At 62.0% G+C, this 19,666-nt stretch carries 18 protein-coding genes; 9 read left to right on the top strand and 9 right to left on the bottom strand.

Features of this window, described 5'->3' with window-relative positions; all coding sequences use genetic code 11:
* Window positions 1-42: 42 nt before the first annotated feature.
* The 4 genes from ELH03_RS24615 to ELH03_RS24600 all read right to left on the bottom strand — a co-directional run bounded on the left by ELH03_RS24615 (window position 43) and on the right by ELH03_RS24600 (window position 3,671).
* On the bottom strand, window positions 43-822 hold the full coding sequence (locus ELH03_RS24615) for an amino acid ABC transporter ATP-binding protein (RefSeq protein WP_128403913.1): 780 nt from the start codon (window positions 820-822) through the stop codon (window positions 43-45).
* Window positions 819-1,748: an amino acid ABC transporter permease gene (locus ELH03_RS24610; protein WP_128403914.1), complete on the bottom strand. Its 930-nt coding sequence runs from the start codon at window positions 1,746-1,748 to the stop codon at window positions 819-821. Before ELH03_RS24610 ends, ELH03_RS24615 begins: the two co-directional genes overlap by 4 nt.
* Window positions 1,745-2,635 carry an ABC transporter substrate-binding protein gene (locus tag ELH03_RS24605; protein WP_130766836.1) on the bottom strand — a complete coding sequence of 297 codons (891 nt, stop codon included), beginning with the start codon at window positions 2,633-2,635 and terminating at the stop codon, window positions 1,745-1,747. Before ELH03_RS24605 ends, ELH03_RS24610 begins: the two co-directional genes overlap by 4 nt.
* Window positions 2,636-2,708: 73 nt before the next feature.
* The gene (locus tag ELH03_RS24600) at window positions 2,709-3,671 is read right to left on the bottom strand and encodes an ABC transporter substrate-binding protein (RefSeq protein WP_128403916.1); all 963 of its coding nucleotides are present in this window, start codon (window positions 3,669-3,671) and stop codon (window positions 2,709-2,711) included.
* Window positions 3,672-3,771: 100 nt separating this feature from the next.
* Here ELH03_RS24600 and ELH03_RS24595 point away from each other — a divergent pair, with 100 nt between their 5' ends.
* On the top strand, window positions 3,772-5,097 hold the full coding sequence (locus tag ELH03_RS24595; protein WP_128403917.1) for an aminotransferase-like domain-containing protein: 1,326 nt from the start codon (window positions 3,772-3,774) through the stop codon (window positions 5,095-5,097).
* A 57-nt stretch (window positions 5,098-5,154) separates the two neighbouring features.
* Here the strand turns inward: ELH03_RS24595 and ELH03_RS24590 are convergent, their stop codons facing one another.
* Window positions 5,155-5,877: a response regulator transcription factor gene (locus ELH03_RS24590; RefSeq protein ID WP_003562390.1), complete on the bottom strand. Its 723-nt coding sequence runs from the start codon at window positions 5,875-5,877 to the stop codon at window positions 5,155-5,157.
* Window positions 5,878-5,890: 13 nt separating this feature from the next.
* On the bottom strand, window positions 5,891-7,129 hold the full coding sequence (locus tag ELH03_RS24585; RefSeq protein ID WP_130766835.1) for a GAF domain-containing sensor histidine kinase: 1,239 nt from the start codon (window positions 7,127-7,129) through the stop codon (window positions 5,891-5,893).
* Between the two features lie 281 nt (window positions 7,130-7,410).
* On the opposite strand from ELH03_RS24585, the gene ELH03_RS24580 reads away from it, so the two are divergent.
* From ELH03_RS24580 to ELH03_RS24560, 5 genes are all read left to right on the top strand, one after another.
* Complete coding sequence (locus tag ELH03_RS24580; RefSeq protein ID WP_128411018.1) at window positions 7,411-8,427, top strand: ABC transporter substrate-binding protein; 1,017 nt, start codon at window positions 7,411-7,413, stop codon at window positions 8,425-8,427.
* Window positions 8,428-8,499: 72 nt separating this feature from the next.
* Window positions 8,500-9,951: a sugar ABC transporter ATP-binding protein gene (locus tag ELH03_RS24575; protein ID WP_130766834.1), complete on the top strand. Its 1,452-nt coding sequence runs from the start codon at window positions 8,500-8,502 to the stop codon at window positions 9,949-9,951.
* Entirely contained in the window at window positions 9,948-10,895 is a 948-nt protein-coding gene (locus ELH03_RS24570; protein WP_130766833.1) for an ABC transporter permease, read from the top strand. The genes ELH03_RS24575 and ELH03_RS24570 overlap by 4 nt, the downstream gene beginning before the upstream one ends.
* Window positions 10,892-11,842 carry an ABC transporter permease gene (locus tag ELH03_RS24565; RefSeq protein ID WP_128411017.1) on the top strand — a complete coding sequence of 317 codons (951 nt, stop codon included), beginning with the start codon at window positions 10,892-10,894 and terminating at the stop codon, window positions 11,840-11,842. The genes ELH03_RS24570 and ELH03_RS24565 overlap by 4 nt, the downstream gene beginning before the upstream one ends.
* A 14-nt stretch (window positions 11,843-11,856) precedes the next feature.
* Complete coding sequence (locus tag ELH03_RS24560; RefSeq protein ID WP_130766832.1) at window positions 11,857-12,771, top strand: SMP-30/gluconolactonase/LRE family protein; 915 nt, start codon at window positions 11,857-11,859, stop codon at window positions 12,769-12,771.
* Between the two features lie 204 nt (window positions 12,772-12,975).
* Here the strand turns inward: ELH03_RS24560 and ELH03_RS24555 are convergent, their stop codons facing one another.
* A complete protein-coding gene (locus ELH03_RS24555; RefSeq protein WP_128411015.1) occupies window positions 12,976-14,202 on the bottom strand; it encodes an MFS transporter in 1,227 nt (408 codons plus the stop codon).
* A 118-nt stretch (window positions 14,203-14,320) separates the two neighbouring features.
* Here ELH03_RS24555 and ELH03_RS24550 point away from each other — a divergent pair, with 118 nt between their 5' ends.
* The 3 genes from ELH03_RS24550 (at window position 14,321) to ELH03_RS24540 (ending at window position 17,351) form a co-directional block, all read left to right on the top strand.
* A complete protein-coding gene (locus tag ELH03_RS24550) occupies window positions 14,321-14,911 on the top strand; it encodes a TetR/AcrR family transcriptional regulator (protein ID WP_128411014.1) in 591 nt (196 codons plus the stop codon).
* Window positions 14,912-15,250: 339 nt separating this feature from the next.
* On the top strand, window positions 15,251-16,588 hold the full coding sequence (locus ELH03_RS24545) for an epoxide hydrolase family protein (RefSeq protein WP_128403925.1): 1,338 nt from the start codon (window positions 15,251-15,253) through the stop codon (window positions 16,586-16,588).
* 193 nt (window positions 16,589-16,781) lie between these two features.
* Window positions 16,782-17,351, top strand: coding sequence for a nucleoside 2-deoxyribosyltransferase (locus ELH03_RS24540; protein WP_128403926.1), 570 nt, complete (start codon window positions 16,782-16,784; stop codon window positions 17,349-17,351).
* 113 nt (window positions 17,352-17,464) lie between these two features.
* Here the strand turns inward: ELH03_RS24540 and ELH03_RS24535 are convergent, their stop codons facing one another.
* The gene (locus tag ELH03_RS24535) at window positions 17,465-17,950 is read right to left on the bottom strand and encodes a GFA family protein (RefSeq protein WP_128403927.1); all 486 of its coding nucleotides are present in this window, start codon (window positions 17,948-17,950) and stop codon (window positions 17,465-17,467) included.
* A 360-nt stretch (window positions 17,951-18,310) separates the two neighbouring features.
* A complete protein-coding gene (locus ELH03_RS24530; RefSeq protein WP_130766831.1) occupies window positions 18,311-19,657 on the bottom strand; it encodes an SLC13 family permease in 1,347 nt (448 codons plus the stop codon).
* Window positions 19,658-19,666 lie beyond the last annotated feature (9 nt).

The following is a 19,666-nucleotide window of genomic DNA, read 5'->3' as shown; positions in this document are numbered from 1 at the left end:
CATTGCTGCGGCCCAAGGACCGAAGCAACCGATTGACATTGTTCAGAGGAAACGGGCGAGAAACGCCTGGGTTCGGGGATGTTGCGGATTGCCGATGACATCCTCGGGCTTGCCCATTTCAACGACATTGCCGCCGTCCATGAACACGACCCGATCGGCCGCTTCACGGGCAAAACCGATCTCGTGGGTCACGACGATCATCGTCAGGCCCTGTTTGGCGAGATCGCGCATGGTGGAGAGAACTTCGCCCACCAGTTCCGGGTCGAGCGCAGAGGTGGGCTCATCGAACAGCATCAGCTTGGGTTTGATCGCAAGGGCGCGGGCGATCGCGACGCGCTGCTGCTGACCGCCGGAGAGCTGGCGAGGATAGCTACCCGCCTTTTCCGACAGGCCGACCCGATCCAAAAGCCGCATGGCGTTCTCGGTAGCGGCCTTGCGACTTTCTCCGTGCACACCGATCGGGGCTTCGATGATGTTCTGCAGCACTGTCATATGCGGATAGAGATTGAATTGCTGGAACACCATGCCGATCTTGCGCCGCTGGCTGGCGATCCCGTTGCTGGACAGCTTTTCCAGCCGGTCTTTGCGCAGGCGGTAGCCGATCTGTTCGCCATCGACTTCGATGAACCCCTTATTGATCGCTTCGAGATGATTGATGCAGCGCAGGAAGGTCGATTTTCCCGAGCCGGACGGGCCAAGCACCACGACGACTTCACCCGGCATGACGTCGAGATCGATCCCCTTCAGCACTTCGAGCTGGTCGAAGGACTTGTGGACGTTACGGGCTCTGACGAGAGGTTTTGCAATTTCGGCACCGGTCAATGGCTTGCCTCCTCGGCAAGGGTCTCGGATTTGGCGGCAGCGGTGTTGTTGCGCCGTTCGCTGCGGCCGTAATAGGCCTCGATATAGCTCTGACCGAGATTGAGGATGGAAGTGATGAAGAGGTACCAGAGGACGGCGACCAGCAGCATCGGCACGATCTCGAAGGTGCGATTGTAGATCGACTGGACGGAATAGAGCAGATCGGCCATGGCGATGACGCTGACGAGCGACGTTGCCTTGATCATGCTGATCAGCTGGTTGCCCGTCGGCGGCACGATCGAGCGCATCGCCTGAGGAATGATGATCCGCCACAGCGCCCTCGCCTTGGTCATGCCGAAGGCTTCCGCCGTCTCGAACTGGCCGCGATCGACCGAGAGCAGGCCGCCGCGAATGATTTCGGCCATGTAGGCCGCTTCGTTCAAGGCAAGGCCGACGATCGCCGCCGTCATCGGCGTGATCACCGAATTGGTCTCCCAGCTTGCGAGCGCCGGGCCGAACGGAATGGCGATCGAAAGTTCGGGAAAAAGGGTCGAGAGATTGTACCAGAAGATCAGCTGCACCAGGAGCGGCGTGCCGCGAAAAAACCAGATGAACAGCGATGCCAGCGAACTTGCGAGCCGGTCATTCGACAGCCGGGCGATCGCCAGTCCGAGGCCGAGAACGATGCCGATGGCCATCGCGACCACCGTCAGGCCCAGGCTGACGTAAAGGCCACTGATAACAGTCGGATCGAAGAAATAGGCCGCGACGACAGGCCAGCCGAAATTCTCGTTATGAGCGACGATCCACAGGAAGTTCGCGGCAATCAGGAGCACGGCCACCCACAGGACGAGCCGGCCCGTTTGAAAGGGCTTGTGGGCATGGGCAACGTCCCGGAAGTCTGCACCGCCCAAAGGCGGTGCAGCAGTCGTGCGATCGTTGCTCATTTCGGCAGGGCTCCACCAAGATTGAGGCCGGGCTGCTTGATCATGTTGTTCTCAAGACCCCACTTCTTCATGATGGCGGCATAGGTGCCGTTATCCATCAACGCCTTGATCGAGTCGATTAGAAGGGGGCCGAGCGGCGAGCCTTTCGGCACCACAGCGCCCTGATAGAGATCGTCGAAGCCATTCTTCTGGCCGACGCCGCTCAGTTCCAGTTGGCCGTTTGCCTGAGACACGAAATAGGTCAGCGGCGCCTGCGAGGAGAAGAAGGCATCGGCGCGTTTCGAGCGGACCGCCAGGATCGAGCTCGGCTGGTCGGTGTAGGACTGCACTTCGGGCGAGGGCTTGCCCGCCGTCTTGCACTTTTCGACCTGGGCCTGGATTACCTTTTCGGCGGAGCCGCCGGCCATGACCGCGATGCGATTGCCGCAGGCGCTGTCGAGCGAAGCGATGGCCTTCGGATTGCCCTTCTGGACGGAGAAGACCACGTATTCCTGAACCCAGTCGACGAAATCATTAGCCTCTTCACGGGTCTTGAAGTCGCCTATCGGGCCGAAGGCGAACTGGTATCGGCCGGAATTGATGCCGGCGAGCAATGCGGTCAGTCCGCTGACGGTTTCGTGCTCGATCTCGACGCCGAGCATCTGGCCGATCGCATCGGTAAGATCGGCGCTGGCGCCGGTCAGTTTCGTGCCGGTGACGATCTCATAGGGAGGAAAGGAACCGTTGTTGACGGAGATCATCTTGCCGTCCGTGCGGATCTTCTCCGGCAGGCGGGCGCGAAGAGCGTCGTTGACGGTCTGTTTTGGTACGGCCGCCTCCTCAGCGAAGACCGAAGTCGTCATCATCAGACCGAGCAGGGCGGCGGAAGCGATGAGTTTCAAATGCATGTCATTCCCCTTTTTTGGTTTGCGAAAATGGTAATTCAACGATGAGGCCTGCGAAGGGTTTCACCGGCCTTGTTCACCGGGCCTTGGCGTGCCACGGAAACAGCTCGGCGGGTGTCAAAAGGCGCGGCATGATCTTCTGTTCGTAGAGTTCCTCGGCAAAGTCGGCGATCATTGCCTCGTTCTCGGCAAGCCCGCTGGCCCTCCAGGTCGGCGGCAGGTCGGCCGCGCAGCGGCGCAGTTCGTCGATCATCCAGGGCGTGGTGTCGGCGTATTTCTCGCGCTTTTCCACCCAGAGACGCTGGGACTCGTCGATCAGCTCGCTGAGTTCATCCATGATCCAGGGATGCTCCTGGACGATATCAGCCTTGAAGCCGATCAGATGCATGCCCGGGATATAGCCGACTTCGTGGAAGTAAATGACTTCAGCGGCGCGGAAGTCATCCAGCACCTGTCGCAGGGGCGATTCCTGATCGAAGAAACCCTTCGGCATGAAAGGCGTGAACACGGCGTCGAGGCCGCCATCCAGTAGAAGATCGACCATCGGACGCTCGCCGGGAGCAGCCTCGATGCGGCCAGGCCGTCCAAAACCATCAAGGCGGTCGGCGATCGGGTGCGCTTCCGTCAGGCGTCCGGCATACCACATGGCGTCCTCGACGCCGACGCCCTCCCGGCGCAACGCAGCACGGGTCCAGGTATTTCCGGAATCGCGCCAGCCGGTCACGCCGATCTTCTTGCCGGCCAGATCGGACAGCTTGCGGATCGGACTATCCTTGGTGGTGATAATGCAGCGATGGCGGAAGCCGCGCATGATGAAGTTCGGCATGCCGACGATCCGATCATCGCCATCATGACGCACCTGCGAATAGCGGCTGAAGGACATTTCCGCGGCGTCATGCGCCGCGTCATCGGCGAGGCTGGAGACCAGCGTGCCTACACGATCCACTTTGATATCGAGACGGGAAGAACTGACATCACCGAGCACAAGCGGTGTCATGTAATCCCAGTCTCTAAGGGCGATGCGAAGCGTCACAGGCATGCAAAAACTCACTAAAATGGCTCGACGAAAGGCAAATTAAATGTTCAAAATGGTGAGGACAAATGTTATTACGTTATTGAACATTTAAAGTGAGAAAAAAATGGGCGACGCGGTCGAAGCCTCCTGGTTTGCCGAAAAAATAGCCGACCGCAGCATCAGGGGGATCGCTCTCGAAACGAGCGCGCTGATCCGCGCCGGTGTCCTGCCCATTGGCACGCGCCTGCCGGCGATCCGCGATATCGCTTACGAATTGCACGTCAGTCCGGCAACGATCTCCGAAGCATGGAGCGAATTGCGGCGGCAGAAGATCATCAGCGGCCGGGGGCGCAACGGCACTTGGGTCAGCGGCGACCGCTTTGTCGCCAAGCCGGAACGCCTCGCCAGCTCGGGAAACTATAGGGAAGGTGTGCTCGACCTTACCCTAGCCGGGCCGGATGCAGCACTTCTTCCCCGCCTGGCCGAAGCAATGGCCTATGGCGCGTCCGTCGATGACCTCAACAGCTATGAGCGGAGCCGGATCGTACCTGAGTTGAAGGACGCCGTTTCAGAGCGATGGCCTTATGCGGCGGAAGCCTTTCTGGCCACCAATGGCGGTTACAACGCCGTCTATACGATATTGCATGCGCTGGTCTCCTCGGGCTCGTCGGTCGCGATCGAACATCCGACCGCCATGCGACTGCTCGATATTCTGGAAGATCTCGGCGTGAAAATCATCCCTGTCGCCTGCGACGGCGAGGGCCCCCTGCCGGATTCGCTGCGCGAAGCATTGCGGCAACGTCCGGCGGCTTTCCTGTTCCAGCCGCGGCTGCATTCCGTGACCGGCGTTACGGTCAGTTCATCCCGCCTCGATCAGCTCGGAGATGTGCTGGAAGACAGCGATACGCTTGTCATCGAGGACGATGGCGTCGGCGACGTGTCGGCGGCACCTCCGCAGTCGCTCGGTGGCCGATTTGCGGAGCGGACGATCCATATCCTGTCACTCTCGAAAAGCCTCGGCCCGGATCTGCGTCTCGCGGTCCTGTCGAGTTCCGCGCCTATCGTCGACCAGATCCAGTCTTACCGCTCCTTCAGCGCCGGCTGGACCAGCCGTATCCTGCAACGTGCCGCCGCCTGGCTACTGCGCGATCCGGCAACCTGGCAGCTAATCGGCGAGGCGCGCGAGATCTATCAGCAGAGGCGCGACGCTCTTGCCGATGCACTCGGCGAACGGGGAATACCGATACCGCCAAGCCAGGGCCTGTGCCTCTGGGTGCCCGTCGTCTCCGAACCATTCGCGATGGTGACGCTCGCCGCACGCAATATCGCCGTCAATCCGGGCAACAAATTCTCCGTCTTGCCAAGCAGTCATATTCGAGTGGCGACCAGCACGCTCAGCGATCGCTGCGAGGAAGCGGCCGATGCGATCGCGCTGGCTCATGCGCCGTGAAAGGCAGTGGCCGCAGCCACGTCTCTGATCCCCGGTCATTCCGCGCAAGTCCGGAAACTACTTTCCCTCAAGCCATTCCTGCAGCTCTGCTTCAGCCCGCTCCAGAGCGCTGTAGTTCAGGAGTTTGCGCAGGAAAGCGACCGTGACGGCGCGGGCGCGCAGATTGAAGCGGCCGTCCTCGTGGTCGTCGCCGGCGCTCTGGTAGACGTCGAGCTTGTCGTAGAGCTGCTGCAGGCGGTTCTGCACGCTGCGCAGCGACAGGCCCCGACGTTTGGCGATGGCCCGGTCGGTGAGGCCGAGAGCGATATCGACGAGGATCTCGTATTCAGAATCGGTGAAGCCGTTCGTCTGGCCGAGGCTCTTCTGCTGAAGGCCCCGCACCTCGCGATCGATGACGCATTGGCTCTCGATGAAGATCGAGCGCAGCGCAAGCTTCAGCCGCTCGTCGGAGGCGGATTTCAGCACATAGCCATAGGCGGCGCCATCCGGCACGATGCGGGAGACGCCGCGCACATAGGCCTCGTCCGAATAATTCGACCAGAACAGGATGCGGGTCTCGGGCCGCTCCTTCCAGATGGTGCGCGCCGCCTCGATGCCGTTGCGGTTCGCCATCTGCAGGTCCATGACGATATGCGCCGACTTGTGGTCGCGGGCGAGCTTCTCGCCGACGGTTCCGTTCTCCGCCTCGATGACCGTATCGCATTCCGGCAGGGCCGCGTTAACCGCCTCGTGCAGATAGGATCGGTGCAGCGGGTCGTCCTCGACGATTAGAACCTTCATGGCGCCCTTCTCCTCAGTTTGGCCCGATTGCCGGGTCGTGTGGTACGAGCGGCAGCACGACGCGCACCGCAGTCCCGCGATTGTTGTGACCGGGCCCGGTCGTGAAGCGCGCCGAAATCAGCCGCGCACGGGTCTTCATATTGTCGATGCCGCCGCCGATCCGTCCCCGCGCCTTGGTGAGGCCGGTTCCGTCGTCGGAGATTTCGATCGACAGCCGCTCCTCGTCGGCCTCGAGCCGCACCGTGACGGCCAGCGGAGCGGCATGGCGCACCGCATTGTTGATCGCCTCCTGCGCGATGCGGAACAGCGCGACGCTGACGGTCGGTTCCAGTCGCTCCAGTGCGCCGTGCGTCTCGTCGACAAGGCCCCATTCGATCCCCGATCCGCTGTCGCGGGTCGATCGGTCCAGATGATGTTCGATCGCCTGGGCGAGGCCGAAGAGCTGGAGCACGGAGGGTTTTGCCTGCTCGATGATCTGCCGCAGATCCTGCATGCAATGCTGCAGCGAACGGGAGATGGGCTCGAGCGCGTCGGGCGCCACCTCGCCGTTGCGCGACAGCCGATCGATCCGGCGGGCGAGCCGCGTCAGGTCGGCGAGCGTCTGGTCGTGCAGGTCCATGCCGATGCGCTGGCGTTCCTGCTCCAGGGCTTCGGTAAGCTTCAGCGCACCTTGCCGCAAGCCCTCCTCTCGGGCGCGGGCCTCTGCCTCGACAATGGCCGAGCGTTGCGCCTGCTCGGCCGCCTGCAGCGCGAAGAAATAGGGCGTCAGCAGATCGGCGATGATGCGGGCGCGCTCGATGTCCTCCATCGTATAGACGCCCGCCCTGTGCGACGAACAGGAGAGCGCCGCGATGATCGTGCCTTGCACCTTCATCGGCACATGCAAGCGGCTCCTCAGCGACTGTTCGACGATCGGCCGCTTGAACGCTCCCTCGAAGTGGAAACGCGGGTCGGTCATGGCGTCGTCCGCCAGCAGAAAATCCACCTCGCCCCGGAGCAGCGAGCGGATGGGGCTGTTGACAACAGGCGCGCCGGCAAGGCCGCCCCAGGCGGTCTCGATGCCAGTCTCGTAGGCCGTGTGGTAGTTGCCGCCCTCAAGCAGCACGCAGACATCGAGGTGGTCGTGCGGGATGATATGGGCGACCTCGGCCGCAACGGAACGGATAGCCGAGCGGAAGTCGAGCTGGCCCGCGAGCAGCCGGGAAATGCCGAGATAATGGTCGAACATGGCTGCGGGTACGAGATGCAGCATTGTCAGTTCCTCCCCGAGACGGCAGCAGGCTCCTCAACCCGCAGTGTCTCCTTCCCAGTAAGCGCCCGCGGACGCGTCGCCGTCTTGCGTAAACCCGCAGCTTGTTGCGCAAATCCCGCAAACGACTTGCCGCCTTGCCCCTGTACAGGCCGATCGATCTCCCGCATCCTGCCCTTACTGAGAGGAGGAAGCTCAGTGCAAGAACAATTTTCACTCGGACCCAGTTGGGCCGGCAGGAGTGAAGCGATCCGCCGACCAGCGCGATCATCAGGGAGGAAGACATGACAATCCGTAAGATGCTTCTGGCATCGGCCGCTATTGCTTGCGCCGCGATGCCCGTTTCCGCTTTTGCCGACACGTCGGCCAAGAAGATCGCCCTTTCCAACAACTATGCCGGCAACTCGTGGCGCCAGGCCATGCTGACGAGCTGGGGCAAGGTTACGGGCGAAGCCGTAAAGGCCGGCATCGTTGCCGCAGCCGACCCTTTCACCACCGCCGAGAACCAGGCGACGGAACAGGCCGCGCAGATCCAGAACATGATCCTGCAGGGCTATGACGCGATCGTGCTGAACGCCGCCTCGCCGACGGCGCTGAACGGCGCGGTCAAGGAGGCCTGCGACGCCGGCATCACCGTCGTTTCCTTCGACGGCATTGTGACCGAACCCTGCGCCTGGCGCATCGCCGTCAACTTCAAGGAAATGGGCCGCAGCGAGGTCGAGTACCTGTCGAAGAAAATTCCGGACGGCGGCAACCTGCTCGAGATCCGCGGCCTTGCCGGTGTCTTCGTGGACGACGAGATCTCGGCCGGCATTCACGACGGCGTCAAGCAGTTCCCGCAGTTCAAGGTTGTCGGCTCCGTTCATGGAGACTGGGCGCAGGACGTGGCGCAGAAGGCTGTTGCCGGCATCCTGCCGAGCCTGCCCGACATCGCCGGCGTGGTAACGCAGGGCGGCGATGGCTACGGCGCCGCACAAGCGATTGCCGCGACCGACCGGAAGATGCCGATTATTATCATGGGCAACCGCGAAGATGAACTGAAGTGGTGGAAGGAGCAGAAGGAGGCGAAGGGCTACGAGACCATGTCCGTGTCCATCGCGCCCGGCGTCTCCACGCTCGCCTTCTGGGTGGCGCAGCAGATCCTCGACGGCAAGGAGGTCAAGAAGGACCTCGTCGTGCCCTTCCTGCGCATCGACCAGGATAATCTCGAAACCAACCTCGCCAATACCCAGGCCGGCGGCGTCGCCAACGTGGAATACACGCAGGCAGACGCAATCAAGGTCATCGAGTCGGCAAAGTAATTCTCCCGGCGACTGCAGCGCGGCCGCAGATGGCCGCGCGGCATTCTTTGCGCAGCAGGCATGGCGGGCAGCATGGATGACGTTTTGAAGGCGGTGATCGCCGTCGATGGCGCCAAGGTGAGTTTCGGCGCGGTCAGGGCACTCGATGGCGTGACCCTCCGCGTCATGCCGGGCGAATGCGTCGGGCTTGTCGGACACAATGGCGCCGGCAAGTCCACCATCGTCAGCGTGATCAACGGCGGTCTCACGCCGCATGAAGGAAGCGTGGCGAGCGACGGCGAGCGGCTGGAGCGCTACGGCATCAACGCGGCGCGTGCCCGCGGCGTGCGCTGCGTCTTCCAGGAGCTTTCGCTCTGCCCCAACCTTTCGATCGTCGAGAACACGCGCATCATGCATCGCCATCTCGGTGGCTTCGGCTGGCGCAGGCGTGCCGCAAAAATCATCGAGAAGAGCCTCGACACCGTCTTTCCCGGCCACGGCATCGACAGCAGCCGGACCGTCGGGGATCTTTCGATCGCCGAGCGGCAGATGGTCGAGATCGCCATGGCCTTTTCCGACGCCGGCATTGCGCCGCGTCTGGTGATCCTCGACGAACCGACCTCGTCGCTCGATGCAAGCCTTGCCCGGCAGATGCTCGACCATGTTCGCCGCTTCATCGCCACGGGCGGATCCGTCATCTTCATCTCGCATATCCTGCACGAGATCCTCGAAACCTCCGACCGCATCGTCGTCATGAAGGACGGCCGCGTTGTCGCCGAGCGCCCGGCGCAGGGCTTCGACCATCACGGTCTCGTGGAAGCGATGGGCACCGTTGCGAAGGAGGAGACAGCCCAGCGCTCGGCGCACGAAAAATCCACCGCTCCGCTCATTCTGTCCCATCAGGCGAAAGGCCCTCCCTTTGCGGCGCGCAAGGGCGAGATCATCGGACTGGCGGGTCTGGCGGGCCATGGCCAGACCGAGCTGCTGCTCGCTCTGCATGCCGCCCAGTCCGGTAACTGGTTGCCCGAGCGCGATCCGCTCGTCACCTTCGTCGCCGGCGACCGCCGCCTCAACGGCGTCTTCGAACTGTGGAGCATCCTGCGCAACTTCTCCATCGCCTCGCTCGGTGACCTCTCCCGGCACGGTCTCATCCTCGCGGGCGAAGAGGAGGCGAAAGCCGCCGACTGGAAGCGGCGGATCGAGATCCGCACGCCCGATATGAACAACCGCATCCTGTCGCTTTCGGGCGGCAACCAGCAGAAGGTGCTCTTTGCCCGCGCGCTTGCGACGCGCGCTCCGATCGTCCTGATGGACGACCCGATGCGCGGCGTCGATGTCGGCACCAAGCAGGAGGTCTACGCGATCATCCGCGAGGAAGCGGCGCATGGCCGCACCTTCATCTGGTATTCGACCGAAATGGACGAGGTCCGCCTCTGTGACCGCGTCTACGTCTTCCGTGAAGGCCGCATCACGGCCGAACTCGCCGGCGACGCCGTTAACGAGACGAATATCATCGCCGCCTCCTTCGAGGGGGTCGCCGCATGACGTTCCGGCTGTCGTCCGACGCCATGCGTCTTGCCATTCCTGCCCTGTCGCTGACGCTGCTGCTCGCCGCCGTCTTCTGGCTGCAGCCGCGCGCCATGAGCTATGTCGGGCTCAACTTGCTGTTCAACCTGGCTGTGCCGATCGCGCTTGCGACGATCGCCCAGATGATCGTGATGGCGGTCAACGATCTCGATCTCTCGATGGGCGCCTTCGTCAGCTTCGTCGCCTGCGTCACCGCGACCTTTCTGCGGGATGCGCCGGTGACCGGCGTGCTGATCCTTGCCGGGGCGATCGCAACCTATGGGGCGCTTGGCGTCGTCATCTATCTGCGCAACCTGCCGTCCATTGTCGTGACCCTCGGCATGAGCTTCGTCTGGGGCGGCCTTGCCGTATTGCTGCTGCCGGCACCGGGCGGGCAGGCGCCGGACTGGGTGCGCTGGCTGATGACCGTCAAGCCGCCGTTGGCGCCGATGGCGATCGTCGCGAGCATCGTCATTGCCGCCTTCGCCCATCTTCTCGTCATGCGGTCGTCGCTCGGCGTGCTGATGCGCGGCATCGGCGGAAACCAACGCTCGGTCGAGCGCGCTGGCTGGTCGATTGTCGCGGCACGCGCCGCCGCCTATGGCCTTGCCGGCCTCTTTGCCGTGCTCGCCGGCATTGCCCTGGTCGGCCTGACTACCTCGGCCGATGCCAATATCGCGCTGCGCTACACTCTGCTGTCGATCGCCGGCGTGATCCTCGGCGGCGGTGAGTTCATCGGCGGCCGCGTCTCCCCGATCGGCGCCGTCATCGGCGCGCTGACACTGACGCTCGCCGGCTCGTTCCTGTCCTTCCTGCGCATCTCGCCGGACTGGCAGATCGGGGCTCAGGGCGCGATCCTGATCATCGTGCTGGCACTACGCCTGATGCTGAACCGCCTGGAGAAGCGGGAGAAACGCCGATGACCCCGCTCTTGCGCCTGTTCCGCAAACCCTGGATCTGGTCGTGGCTTGCCGCCTTTGTCGTCTGGTTCCTGACGATCATGGTGACGCTCGGCGCCAGCACGCTTGGCCTGTCGCAGGCAGCCCTCACCTTCGCGGCCTTCTCGGTCATCGTCGGCATCGGTCAGATGTTCGTCATCACACTCGGTCCCGGCAACATCGATCTCTCGGTTCCCGCCACCATGACGCTTGCCGGCACGGTGGCGTTGAAGCTGATGAATGTCGAAAACGGCATGATCCTGCCCGGTCTTCTTGTCGCCATCGTCATCGGCCTTGTCGTCGGCCTCGGCAACTATGCACTCATCAAGGCGCTGCGCATTCCGCCGATCATCGCCACGCTGTCCATGAGCTTCATCGTCCAATCCGCCGCGATCTGGACGAACCGGGGATTGCGCATCAAGCCTCCGAGCGTGCTGGCGGAATTCACCACGTCGAACACGCTCGGCGTGCCGAACGTGGCAATCGTCGCACTCCTGATCTCGCTTCTCGCCTGGTTCCTGCTGGAGAAGACGATCTACGGGCGCTGGATCTCGGCGATCGGCCAGAGCATGCCGGCCGCGCGCATGGCCGGCATACCGGTCGACGGCACGCGTTTCGTCACCTACCTTTTCTGCGCCGTGCTCGCATCGGTCGCAGGCTATCTGCTCGCCTGTTTCTCCGGCGGCGCCGCGCTCAACATGGGCTCGGAATATCTCTTGATGTCGATCGCCGTCGTCGTGATCGGCGGCACGGCGGTCGCCGGCGGCGATTCCAACGTGCCGGGGATCTGGGGCGCATCGCTCTTCATGTTTCTGGTCGTCTCCATGCTCAACACGTACGGGCTCGGCGCGGGCATCCGCCTGATCATGACCGGCCTCATCATCATCAGCGTCATCATGCTTGCCGGCGGTCGCCGGGCCGGCATGCGATAAACGGAAAGACCGCCATGTCCGAGGCCAGCATCTACGAAATCCACGACCCGCGCTTCCGGCAAATGATCGTGACCAGCGCCGCTCTCGACGAACTCTATTCCGGCTGCCGCTGGGCGGAAGGTCCGGTCTGGTTCAATGACGCGAACCAGCTTCTCTGGAGCGACATTCCCAACCAACGCATGCTGCGATGGACGCCCGAGAGCGGCGTCTCCGTCTATCGCCAACCCTCCAATTTCACCAACGGCCATACGCGCGACCGGCAGGGACGGCTGATTTCCTGCGAGCATGGTCCGCGCCGCGTGACGCGCACCGAAGTCGACGGCTCGATCACCGTGCTCGCCGATCGTTTCGAGGGAGCAAGGCTCAATTCGCCGAACGATGTGGTGGTGAAATCAGACGGCACGATCTGGTTCACCGACCCCACCTACGGCATCATGTCGGACTATGAAGGTTATCTCGCCGAGCCGGAGCAACCGACCCGCAACGTCTACCGGCTCGATCCGACGACCGGCGAAATTGCGGCTGTCGTCACGGATTTCACCCAGCCGAACGGCCTCGCCTTCTCACCCGACGAGACAATCCTCTATGTGGCGGATTCGGCGGCAAGCCACGATGAAAGCGCGCCGCGCCAAATCCGCGCTTTCGATGTGGTCGACGGCAAAAGGCTCGCGAACGGCCGCGTCTTCTGCCTGATCAACAACGGCATTCCGGACGGCATCCGCACGGACGTGAACGGGAGTCTCTGGTCGAGTGCGGCTGATGGCGTGCATTGCTTCGACCCGACCGGCAAACTGATCGGCAAAATCCGCGTACCGCAGACCGTCGCCAACCTCACCTTTGGCGGGCCCCAACGCAACCGGCTATTTATCGCGGCGACGCGGTCAGTTTATTCGGTGTACGTTGCGGTGAGCGGGGCTCAGGTGCCGTGACATGACGATTTCGTCCCGCGTTGATGGAAATTGAATTGGGGACCCGCAGGCTAGGAAGACGGCGTGCCGCGACATGTTCGGTCCGGCGCACTGCCACATGCACTTGAACAAGCAAACGCACTCATCGCGGCGGTCGCGAGTGTGCCTCGGGACGTGCGGCAGGCCGTTCCTGGCCTGCGCCGCTCGTTGCTACTGCCCGCCCTGCTACTGCGCCGGCTCCAGCATCGCGCAATCATCCCCGCCGGTGCACTCTCCCGAAAGTGTACGCTGACCGAGCGCAATGATAAGGACGGTCGTGGCCCCGGCCGCCGCAGACACCCAGAATCCGCTCTGGGGACCGTAGCTGTCGACGACCCAGCCCGAGACGAAGGCGCCCAGCGCCATGCCGATGCCGATTCCGGTCATCACCCAGGTGACGCCCTCCGTCAGCACCGATTCCGGCACGCGACGCTCGATCAGCCCGAAGGCCGTTATAAAGGTCGGCGAGATCGCGATGCCGCTGACGAAGACAGCGACAGCAAGCAGGGTTACCGAGCTGCCGGCGACGAGCAGCGGCAGCGAGGTCAGGGCGAGGATCGCAACAGCGATCAGCAACTGACGGTGCAAGGGGATACGCAGATTAAGCGCGCCGAGGGTCAACCCCAATAGGAAGGAACCGAGGGCATAGACACCGATGACCAGGCTTGCCGCATTCGGCTGACCAAGCTCCTTGGTAATGGCGACGACACTCACTTCAGCAGTTGCGAAGATCGCGCCGACGAAGATCAGCGCGAGTGTGATGATCTGCACCGGGCGTTGGCGGATCGCGGAGCCAACCGAAGCCGCGCCGGCGACATGACGCACCTTCGGCTCGGTGCCGCGCTGCACGATGAAGGCGGCCGTCCCGAGCGCTAGAAAAGCTGTGCTCACCATCATGCCGGCTTCCGGGAAAAGTGACACGGCGAGCCCGACTGACAGCGAGGCGCCGGCGATATAGACCAGCTCGTCCGCGGCACTTTCGAACGCGAAGGCCGTGTTGAGCTCGGGCTGATTGCGAAAGAGTTCCGTCCAGCGCGCCCGCATCAGCGCCGGGATGCTTGGCATGGCTGCCGCGAGGAAGGCTGAGGCAAACAGGGTCCACACCGGCCAGTTCTGGTTGGCCGCCGCGATCAGCACGATGAACGCCAACACTGACACGATGGTTGTGGGAACGACTACTGCCGTCTGTCCCAACCGGTCGACCGCTCGCGAAATCTGCGGTGAAATCACCGCATTGGTAAGCGCATAGGTCGCCGACACAGCGCCTGCCAGCCAATATCCGCCATGTGCCTGGGAGAGCATGGCGACGATGCCAATCGGCGCCATGGCGATGGGAAGGCGCGCGAAAAAGCCGGCTACGGAGAAGCCCTTGGCCCCAGGTGCCGCGAATATTTGTTTATACGGATTTGACATGGGCCGATCCTTCCAGCTATCGGATAGAACACTTATATACGGAGCGTATGTGTTTAGATAATGCATACGTCCCGTATGTCAATGAAAAAGATACGCGGCGTATGTCAAAGGAGTAGCCATGCGCAAACCGCGCCAGGAGATGATCGCAGAGACCCGCGGTAAACTTATCGCAGCTGCGCGGCGTGCCTTTGGCACGATCGGCTACGCGGAAGCGTCAATGGACGATTTCACTGGCGAAGCGGGGCTGACGCGCGGCGCCCTCTATCACCATTTCGGTGACAAGAGGGGCCTGCTCCAGGCCGTCATCATGGAAATCGACGCGGAAATGACTGAACGGCTGAACGAGGTTTCGGCCGCCGCCCCGACGCGCTGGCAAGGCTTTGTCGACGAGTGCTCCGCTTATATCGAAATGGCGCTTGAGCCCGAAATCCAGCGCATCATGTTTCGCGATGGCCCTGCCGTACTCGGCGATATCTCGCAATGGCAGAACACCCCCGGCTGTATCGCCGCCCTCTCGCGTAGCCTCGACCGTCTCAAGGTCGATCGCGAGATCATCGACATTGACACCGAAACCGCCGCTCGCCTCATCAATGGCGCCAGCAGCCATATGGCGCTGTGGATCGCCAATGCGGAGAATCCGGAGGCGGTTTCGAAGCGGGCGGTCGCGGGGTTCAAGGCTATGCTGGGGAGCCTCCGCCGACAGGAATGAGGTGTTGATTTCCCGCTCAGGCGCGGCAGCTTGACAATTCCCGTCCCCGCGACACCAGACGGTTCGAGTGCCGACCCCCTCCGGGCCTAGGTGCGTTCTCGATTGCCGCCTTTTGCTACTTCCTGTTCAGGCAAACGCTTTCCACGTCGAAAGCTTTGACAGCAGCTCGCCACCGGGGCCAGATCGTTCCCTGATGATCGCGTTCCCGCACCTGCGTAGTCGCCACTCCACACTCTGATACGTTTTTGGCATTTCTTGAAACATGCCAGATACGCAGACCCGTCAGACATCACTCCGTCACAAAATGTCGCCCTGGGCGACAAGAACATGGAGTGTCTCATGAAGAAGATTGAAAATGTTCTCGCCTGGCGCCGCCTTGTCCGCGGAGCAATGGTGATGGCGGTTGGACCAATGTTGCTGTTTCCAGCCGGCTACCTTGTGCCAGCGAGTGCTGCCGACGCCACATCGGAAGGGCCGGCGAAGCCGATCGGGGCCGATGAAACTATCCGCCCGTTCCAGATCCGCGTTCCGCAGTCACAGCTTGACGATCTGCGCAAGCGCATTGCCGAAACGCGATGGCCAGACAAGGAGACCGTGAGCGACGCCTCGCAAGGCATTCAGCTTTCGCGTGTCCAGGATCTGGTCCGTTACTGGGGTACTGACTACGACTGGCGCAAGGCCGAGGCCCAGCTCAATGCACTTCCGGAATTCATCACGACGATTGACGGGGTTGATATCCAGTTCATCCATGTGCGCTCCCGTCATCCCAACGCCCTTCCGGTCATCTTGACCCATGGTTGGCCGGGTTCGACCTTCGAGTTCATCAAGGCGATCGGCCCTCTTACAGATCCGACTGCTTATGGCGGTAAAGCGGAGGACGCATTTGATGTCGTCATTCCTTCGATCCCCGGCTACGGCTTTTCGGGTAAGCCGACGGAGCTCGGCTGGGGGCCCGATCGAGTTGCGCGAGCATGGGATATCCTGATGAAGCGGCTCGGCTACGCGCACTATGTTTCCCAGGGCGGCGACCATGGTTCCGTCATCTCCGACGCGCTGGCGCGCCAAGCACCACAGGGCTTGCTTGGTATCCATCTCAACATGCCGGCTACCGTTCCGGGCAACCTCACGAAGGCCATCAATAGTGGCGACCCGGCCCCTGCGGGGCTGTCGGCGCCCGAGCGGGATGCATTTGAATCCCTGAGCACCTTCTTCGGCCGGAATGCCGCCTACGGGGCCGTGATGGTGACGCGTCCGCAGACGATCGGCTACTCGCTTTCCGACTCGCCGTCGGGCCTGGCTGCATGGATCTACGAAAAATTTGCGCAGTGGAGCGACAGCGAGGGCATTCCTGAACACGTTTTTACGAAGGACGAAATGCTGAATGACATCACGCTGTACTGGCTGACCAACACCGGATCATCATCGTCGCGATTCTATTGGGAAAACAACAACAACAACTTCAGCGCAGATGCCCAGAAGACCAAAGAGATCAAGATCCCGGTGGCGATCAGCGTTTTTCCAAAGGAGATCTACCAGGCGCCGGAGAGTTGGAGCAAGCAGGCCTATCCCACGCTGCATTATTACCACCGTGTCGATATGGGCGGCCACTTCGCCGCCTGGGAACAGCCCAAACTCTTCGCTGAGGAATTGCGAGAGGCGTTCAGGTCAGTGCGTTGATACAGCGGCGGTCAATAACCGCCCGGCGTGTCGACGTCGAGCACGAGCAGGCCCGGTGTAGCGATGGCTTTGCGGTGCCAACGCGGCACTTACAATCCAGTGGGCGGTTTCGCCCACTGGATTGTGATCCTACTTCGCTGTAGAGCGAAGAAGGTATTTTGATTGCTCTGTCCATCCCTTTAGGTGCGATTTTATGACAAAAAAAGTTTATCTCGCCGGTCCGGAGGTCTTCCTTCCCAACGCCCGTGAAATGCTCGACCGCAAGGCGGCACTTGCCCGTGAGGCGGGACTTATCCCGCTCTCGCCCGGCGATCTGGAAATCCCGCACACGAACTCGAAGCGCGAGCGGGCGGCGGCGATAAACGCGGTGGACGAGAAGATGATGATTGAGGCTGACGCGATCATCGCCAATCTGACGCCATTTCGCGGCATTGCCGCCGATACAGGGACAGCCTTCGAACTGGGCTTTATGTGCGCAAGTGGTAAGCCTGTATTCGCCTACACCAATGTGGCCCGCGATCACAGCGGACGGGTGAGCGATCTTTATGGCGGAGCCGTCGCCTATGATGGCGAAGGTCGACTGCGAGACCCGAACGGGATTGCGATCGAGGATTTCGGCCTGGCCGACAATCTCATGCTGCACGCCGGGATTGAGCGGCGTGGTGGCGTCCTCATCATCGGAGACGCGGCGCGGGATGCGCTCTATACGGATCTTACCGCGTTCAAGGCGTGTCTTGCCGTCGCCGTTGAGAAACTGCGCTAAGGCGCTCGATAATCGGCGATCCCTCGCCGACGCGAGGGCTTGCAGCTCGCTTCACGCCGCCCGAGGGGATCGCCGCTCCAGCCGCGCGTTGTGTGGGTGGACAGGTTTGAGAGTTAGCCAGACGGCGACCAATGATCGGTATCGTGGTCAGGATGCTGATGATTGGTGCTGCTGATCCGGTGCAACATCTGGGGATTGTCGGCGTAGGTCGGTCGCTCGCCCGGCACTTGAGCCAGGTTGGCGTACCAGGACACCCGGCTCTCGTTGCCGTATTGGTTTTCGGGCGGCGCGCGATCGGGCTGGTCGAGGGTACCGACCAAAACTCCGATGTCGTCACCATCGGGATAGTCGAAGGTGAGTGGGGTGCCACAGTCACGGCAAAAACCACGTCGGCCGACGTCCGAGCTGCTGAAGTAGCTGATCGCGCCACGCGTCAGGCGAAATGCGGGCTTCATCACGGGGCAGATGATCGCGAACGGACCGCCCACGGCCTTCTGGCACATCCGGCAGTGACAGATATGGACGTTTTGCGGGGGCTCCTGAAGCGCGTACCGCACGGCGCCGCATTGGCAGCCACCAGTTAGAACGACTGTTTGCATGCGGAGAAACCATGGAAGGAACGGGCTAGCGCAAAAGCGCGTGAGTCCAAGGCAGAGGCGCCTTGCCGGTACAAAAGAGTAGCGTCTTGGGTGAGCAAAGAGCACCTCCCACTTCTACATTTGCGGCACGATGACGAATGCTCGCCGACTGGCTGTGTGAATTATGCATCTGCTAGGCTCGACACGTCAATCTCCGGTAGCTGATTGTCATGAGGGGCGACGATCGCGGCCCGAAAGGCTTGTTCGAAGCGAGCCGTTAATCTGCCTTGAAACCGTTTCTTTCTATTTCTGTGATCGGGTATCAGCGGTCTCCAAGTGTACCGAAGAGGGCTCGGTGCACTTGGCAGCTGCAGCCCGCCGTCAGACCTGCCCGGGCACGACGAACACCAGCCAGGCAACGATCGGGCCGATGATAGCGATCAGTGCGCTGTAGATCAGCAGCTGTCGCAGCACCTGCTCTCTGCTGTCGTCCGGAGCATTGGCGACGACAAGAGCGCCGTTGGTGGAGAATGGGCTGGTATCGACGATCGTCGTCGAGATGGCGATCGCCGCGACCACGCCGACGGCGCTTATGTGCCCTTGCAGGAGGAATGGAACGGCGAGCGGGATAATCGCGCCGAGCAGCGCGGTCGAGGATGCAAAGGCCGAGACGATGGCACCCGTAAAGCAAAGCAGGAGCGCTACCAGCAGCGGCATGCCGAGACTGGATATGCCATTCGCCACGTAGTCGACCGTACCGGCCTTCTCCATGACGCCGACATAGGTGATGATGCCGGCAATCAGCAGCACGGTCGACCAACTGACCTTGTCGATTGCTGCCTTCTGAGTCTTCGGTGACAGCAGCGCGAGGACGACGGCGACGGTCATTGCGACGAGGCCAACGTTGAACTTGAAAACCAGGGCGCCGATGCCGAGCGCCGTCAGGCCGATCAAGGTGGTAATTCTCTCATTGTTCAGGCGCAATGTCTTCGCGGTATCAGCCGCCGTGCCGTAGGCGTGCTCCCTGATCGGTTTTGCCGGCGTGCCGCCGTGACCTCTGATCGACGCCGATACGCCCTCGGGATGCAGTTCGGGCAACGGACCAAGTGATGCGGGATTTTGCTTCATCACCCTCGCGCCGCCGAAAACGAAGAAGACCAGCACCGCGATCGCCAGGTTGAAGAAGAAGCTGGAGAGAAACAGCGAGGTCGGAGCAAAAGGCAGGCCGGCCTTGGCAACGATCTGGTTGGTGATTCCGCCATAGATGCTGATCGGCGAAAACCCGCCTGCCTGCGCGCCATGGATCACCATCAGACCCATCATCACCGGGTGAATGCGGTACTGCACGGCAAAGCTCAATGCGACGGGTGCGAGAATGGCCACCGCAGCCGGACCAAGTGCACCGAAACCAGTAATGATGGCCGCGACCAAGAACATCATCCAAGGAATCAAGCCGATCCGCCCGCGCACCAGGCGGACGGCACATTCGACGAGCCAGTCGATCGTGCCGTTGATCTGCGCTATGGCGAAGAGGTAGGTGACGGCGACGAGCGTCAGGAAGAGATCACTCGGAAAGCCGGCAAATATATCGTTGGTTTTCATCCCGATGATCATTGAGCCGAGCACGAAGGCGCCGGCAAAGGCGAGCGCACCCATGTTGATTGGCTGGATCGTCGCAATGATGAACATGGCGACCAGCAGGCCTATGGACAGTATTTCAATACCCATGATTCCCCT

The sequence above is a fragment of the Rhizobium beringeri genome (assembly GCF_004306515.1).
Classification (GTDB): domain Bacteria; phylum Pseudomonadota; class Alphaproteobacteria; order Rhizobiales; family Rhizobiaceae; genus Rhizobium; species Rhizobium beringeri.
The sequence above is the reverse complement of the archived record's forward strand: the minus strand, read 5'-3'. Positions and strand labels throughout refer to the sequence as shown.

Bases quoted from the DNA above. Each gene is read 5' to 3' on its own strand.
- ELH03_RS24560 (WP_130766832.1), top strand. From the start codon at position 11,857: ATGTCCGAGGCCAGCATCTACGAAATCCACGACCCGCGCTTCCGGCAA.
- ELH03_RS24600 (WP_128403916.1), bottom strand. From the start codon at position 3,671: ATGCCTGTGACGCTTCGCATCGCCCTTAGAGACTGGGATTACATGACA.
- ELH03_RS24535 (WP_128403927.1), bottom strand. From the start codon at position 17,950: ATGCAAACAGTCGTTCTAACTGGTGGCTGCCAATGCGGCGCCGTGCGG.
- ELH03_RS24540 (WP_128403926.1), top strand. From the start codon at position 16,782: ATGACAAAAAAAGTTTATCTCGCCGGTCCGGAGGTCTTCCTTCCCAAC.
- ELH03_RS24550 (WP_128411014.1), top strand. From the start codon at position 14,321: ATGCGCAAACCGCGCCAGGAGATGATCGCAGAGACCCGCGGTAAACTT.
- ELH03_RS24590 (WP_003562390.1), bottom strand. From the start codon at position 5,877: ATGAAGGTTCTAATCGTCGAGGACGACCCGCTGCACCGATCCTATCTG.
- ELH03_RS24545 (WP_128403925.1), top strand. From the start codon at position 15,251: ATGAAGAAGATTGAAAATGTTCTCGCCTGGCGCCGCCTTGTCCGCGGA.
- ELH03_RS24610 (WP_128403914.1), bottom strand. From the start codon at position 1,748: ATGAGCAACGATCGCACGACTGCTGCACCGCCTTTGGGCGGTGCAGAC.
- ELH03_RS24595 (WP_128403917.1), top strand. From the start codon at position 3,772: ATGGGCGACGCGGTCGAAGCCTCCTGGTTTGCCGAAAAAATAGCCGAC.
- ELH03_RS24555 (WP_128411015.1), bottom strand. From the start codon at position 14,202: ATGTCAAATCCGTATAAACAAATATTCGCGGCACCTGGGGCCAAGGGC.
- ELH03_RS24585 (WP_130766835.1), bottom strand. From the start codon at position 7,129: ATGCTGCATCTCGTACCCGCAGCCATGTTCGACCATTATCTCGGCATT.
- ELH03_RS24605 (WP_130766836.1), bottom strand. From the start codon at position 2,635: ATGCATTTGAAACTCATCGCTTCCGCCGCCCTGCTCGGTCTGATGATG.
- ELH03_RS24565 (WP_128411017.1), top strand. From the start codon at position 10,892: ATGACCCCGCTCTTGCGCCTGTTCCGCAAACCCTGGATCTGGTCGTGG.
- ELH03_RS24530 (WP_130766831.1), bottom strand. From the start codon at position 19,657: ATGGGTATTGAAATACTGTCCATAGGCCTGCTGGTCGCCATGTTCATC.
- ELH03_RS24575 (WP_130766834.1), top strand. From the start codon at position 8,500: ATGGATGACGTTTTGAAGGCGGTGATCGCCGTCGATGGCGCCAAGGTG.
- ELH03_RS24580 (WP_128411018.1), top strand. From the start codon at position 7,411: ATGACAATCCGTAAGATGCTTCTGGCATCGGCCGCTATTGCTTGCGCC.
- ELH03_RS24570 (WP_130766833.1), top strand. From the start codon at position 9,948: ATGACGTTCCGGCTGTCGTCCGACGCCATGCGTCTTGCCATTCCTGCC.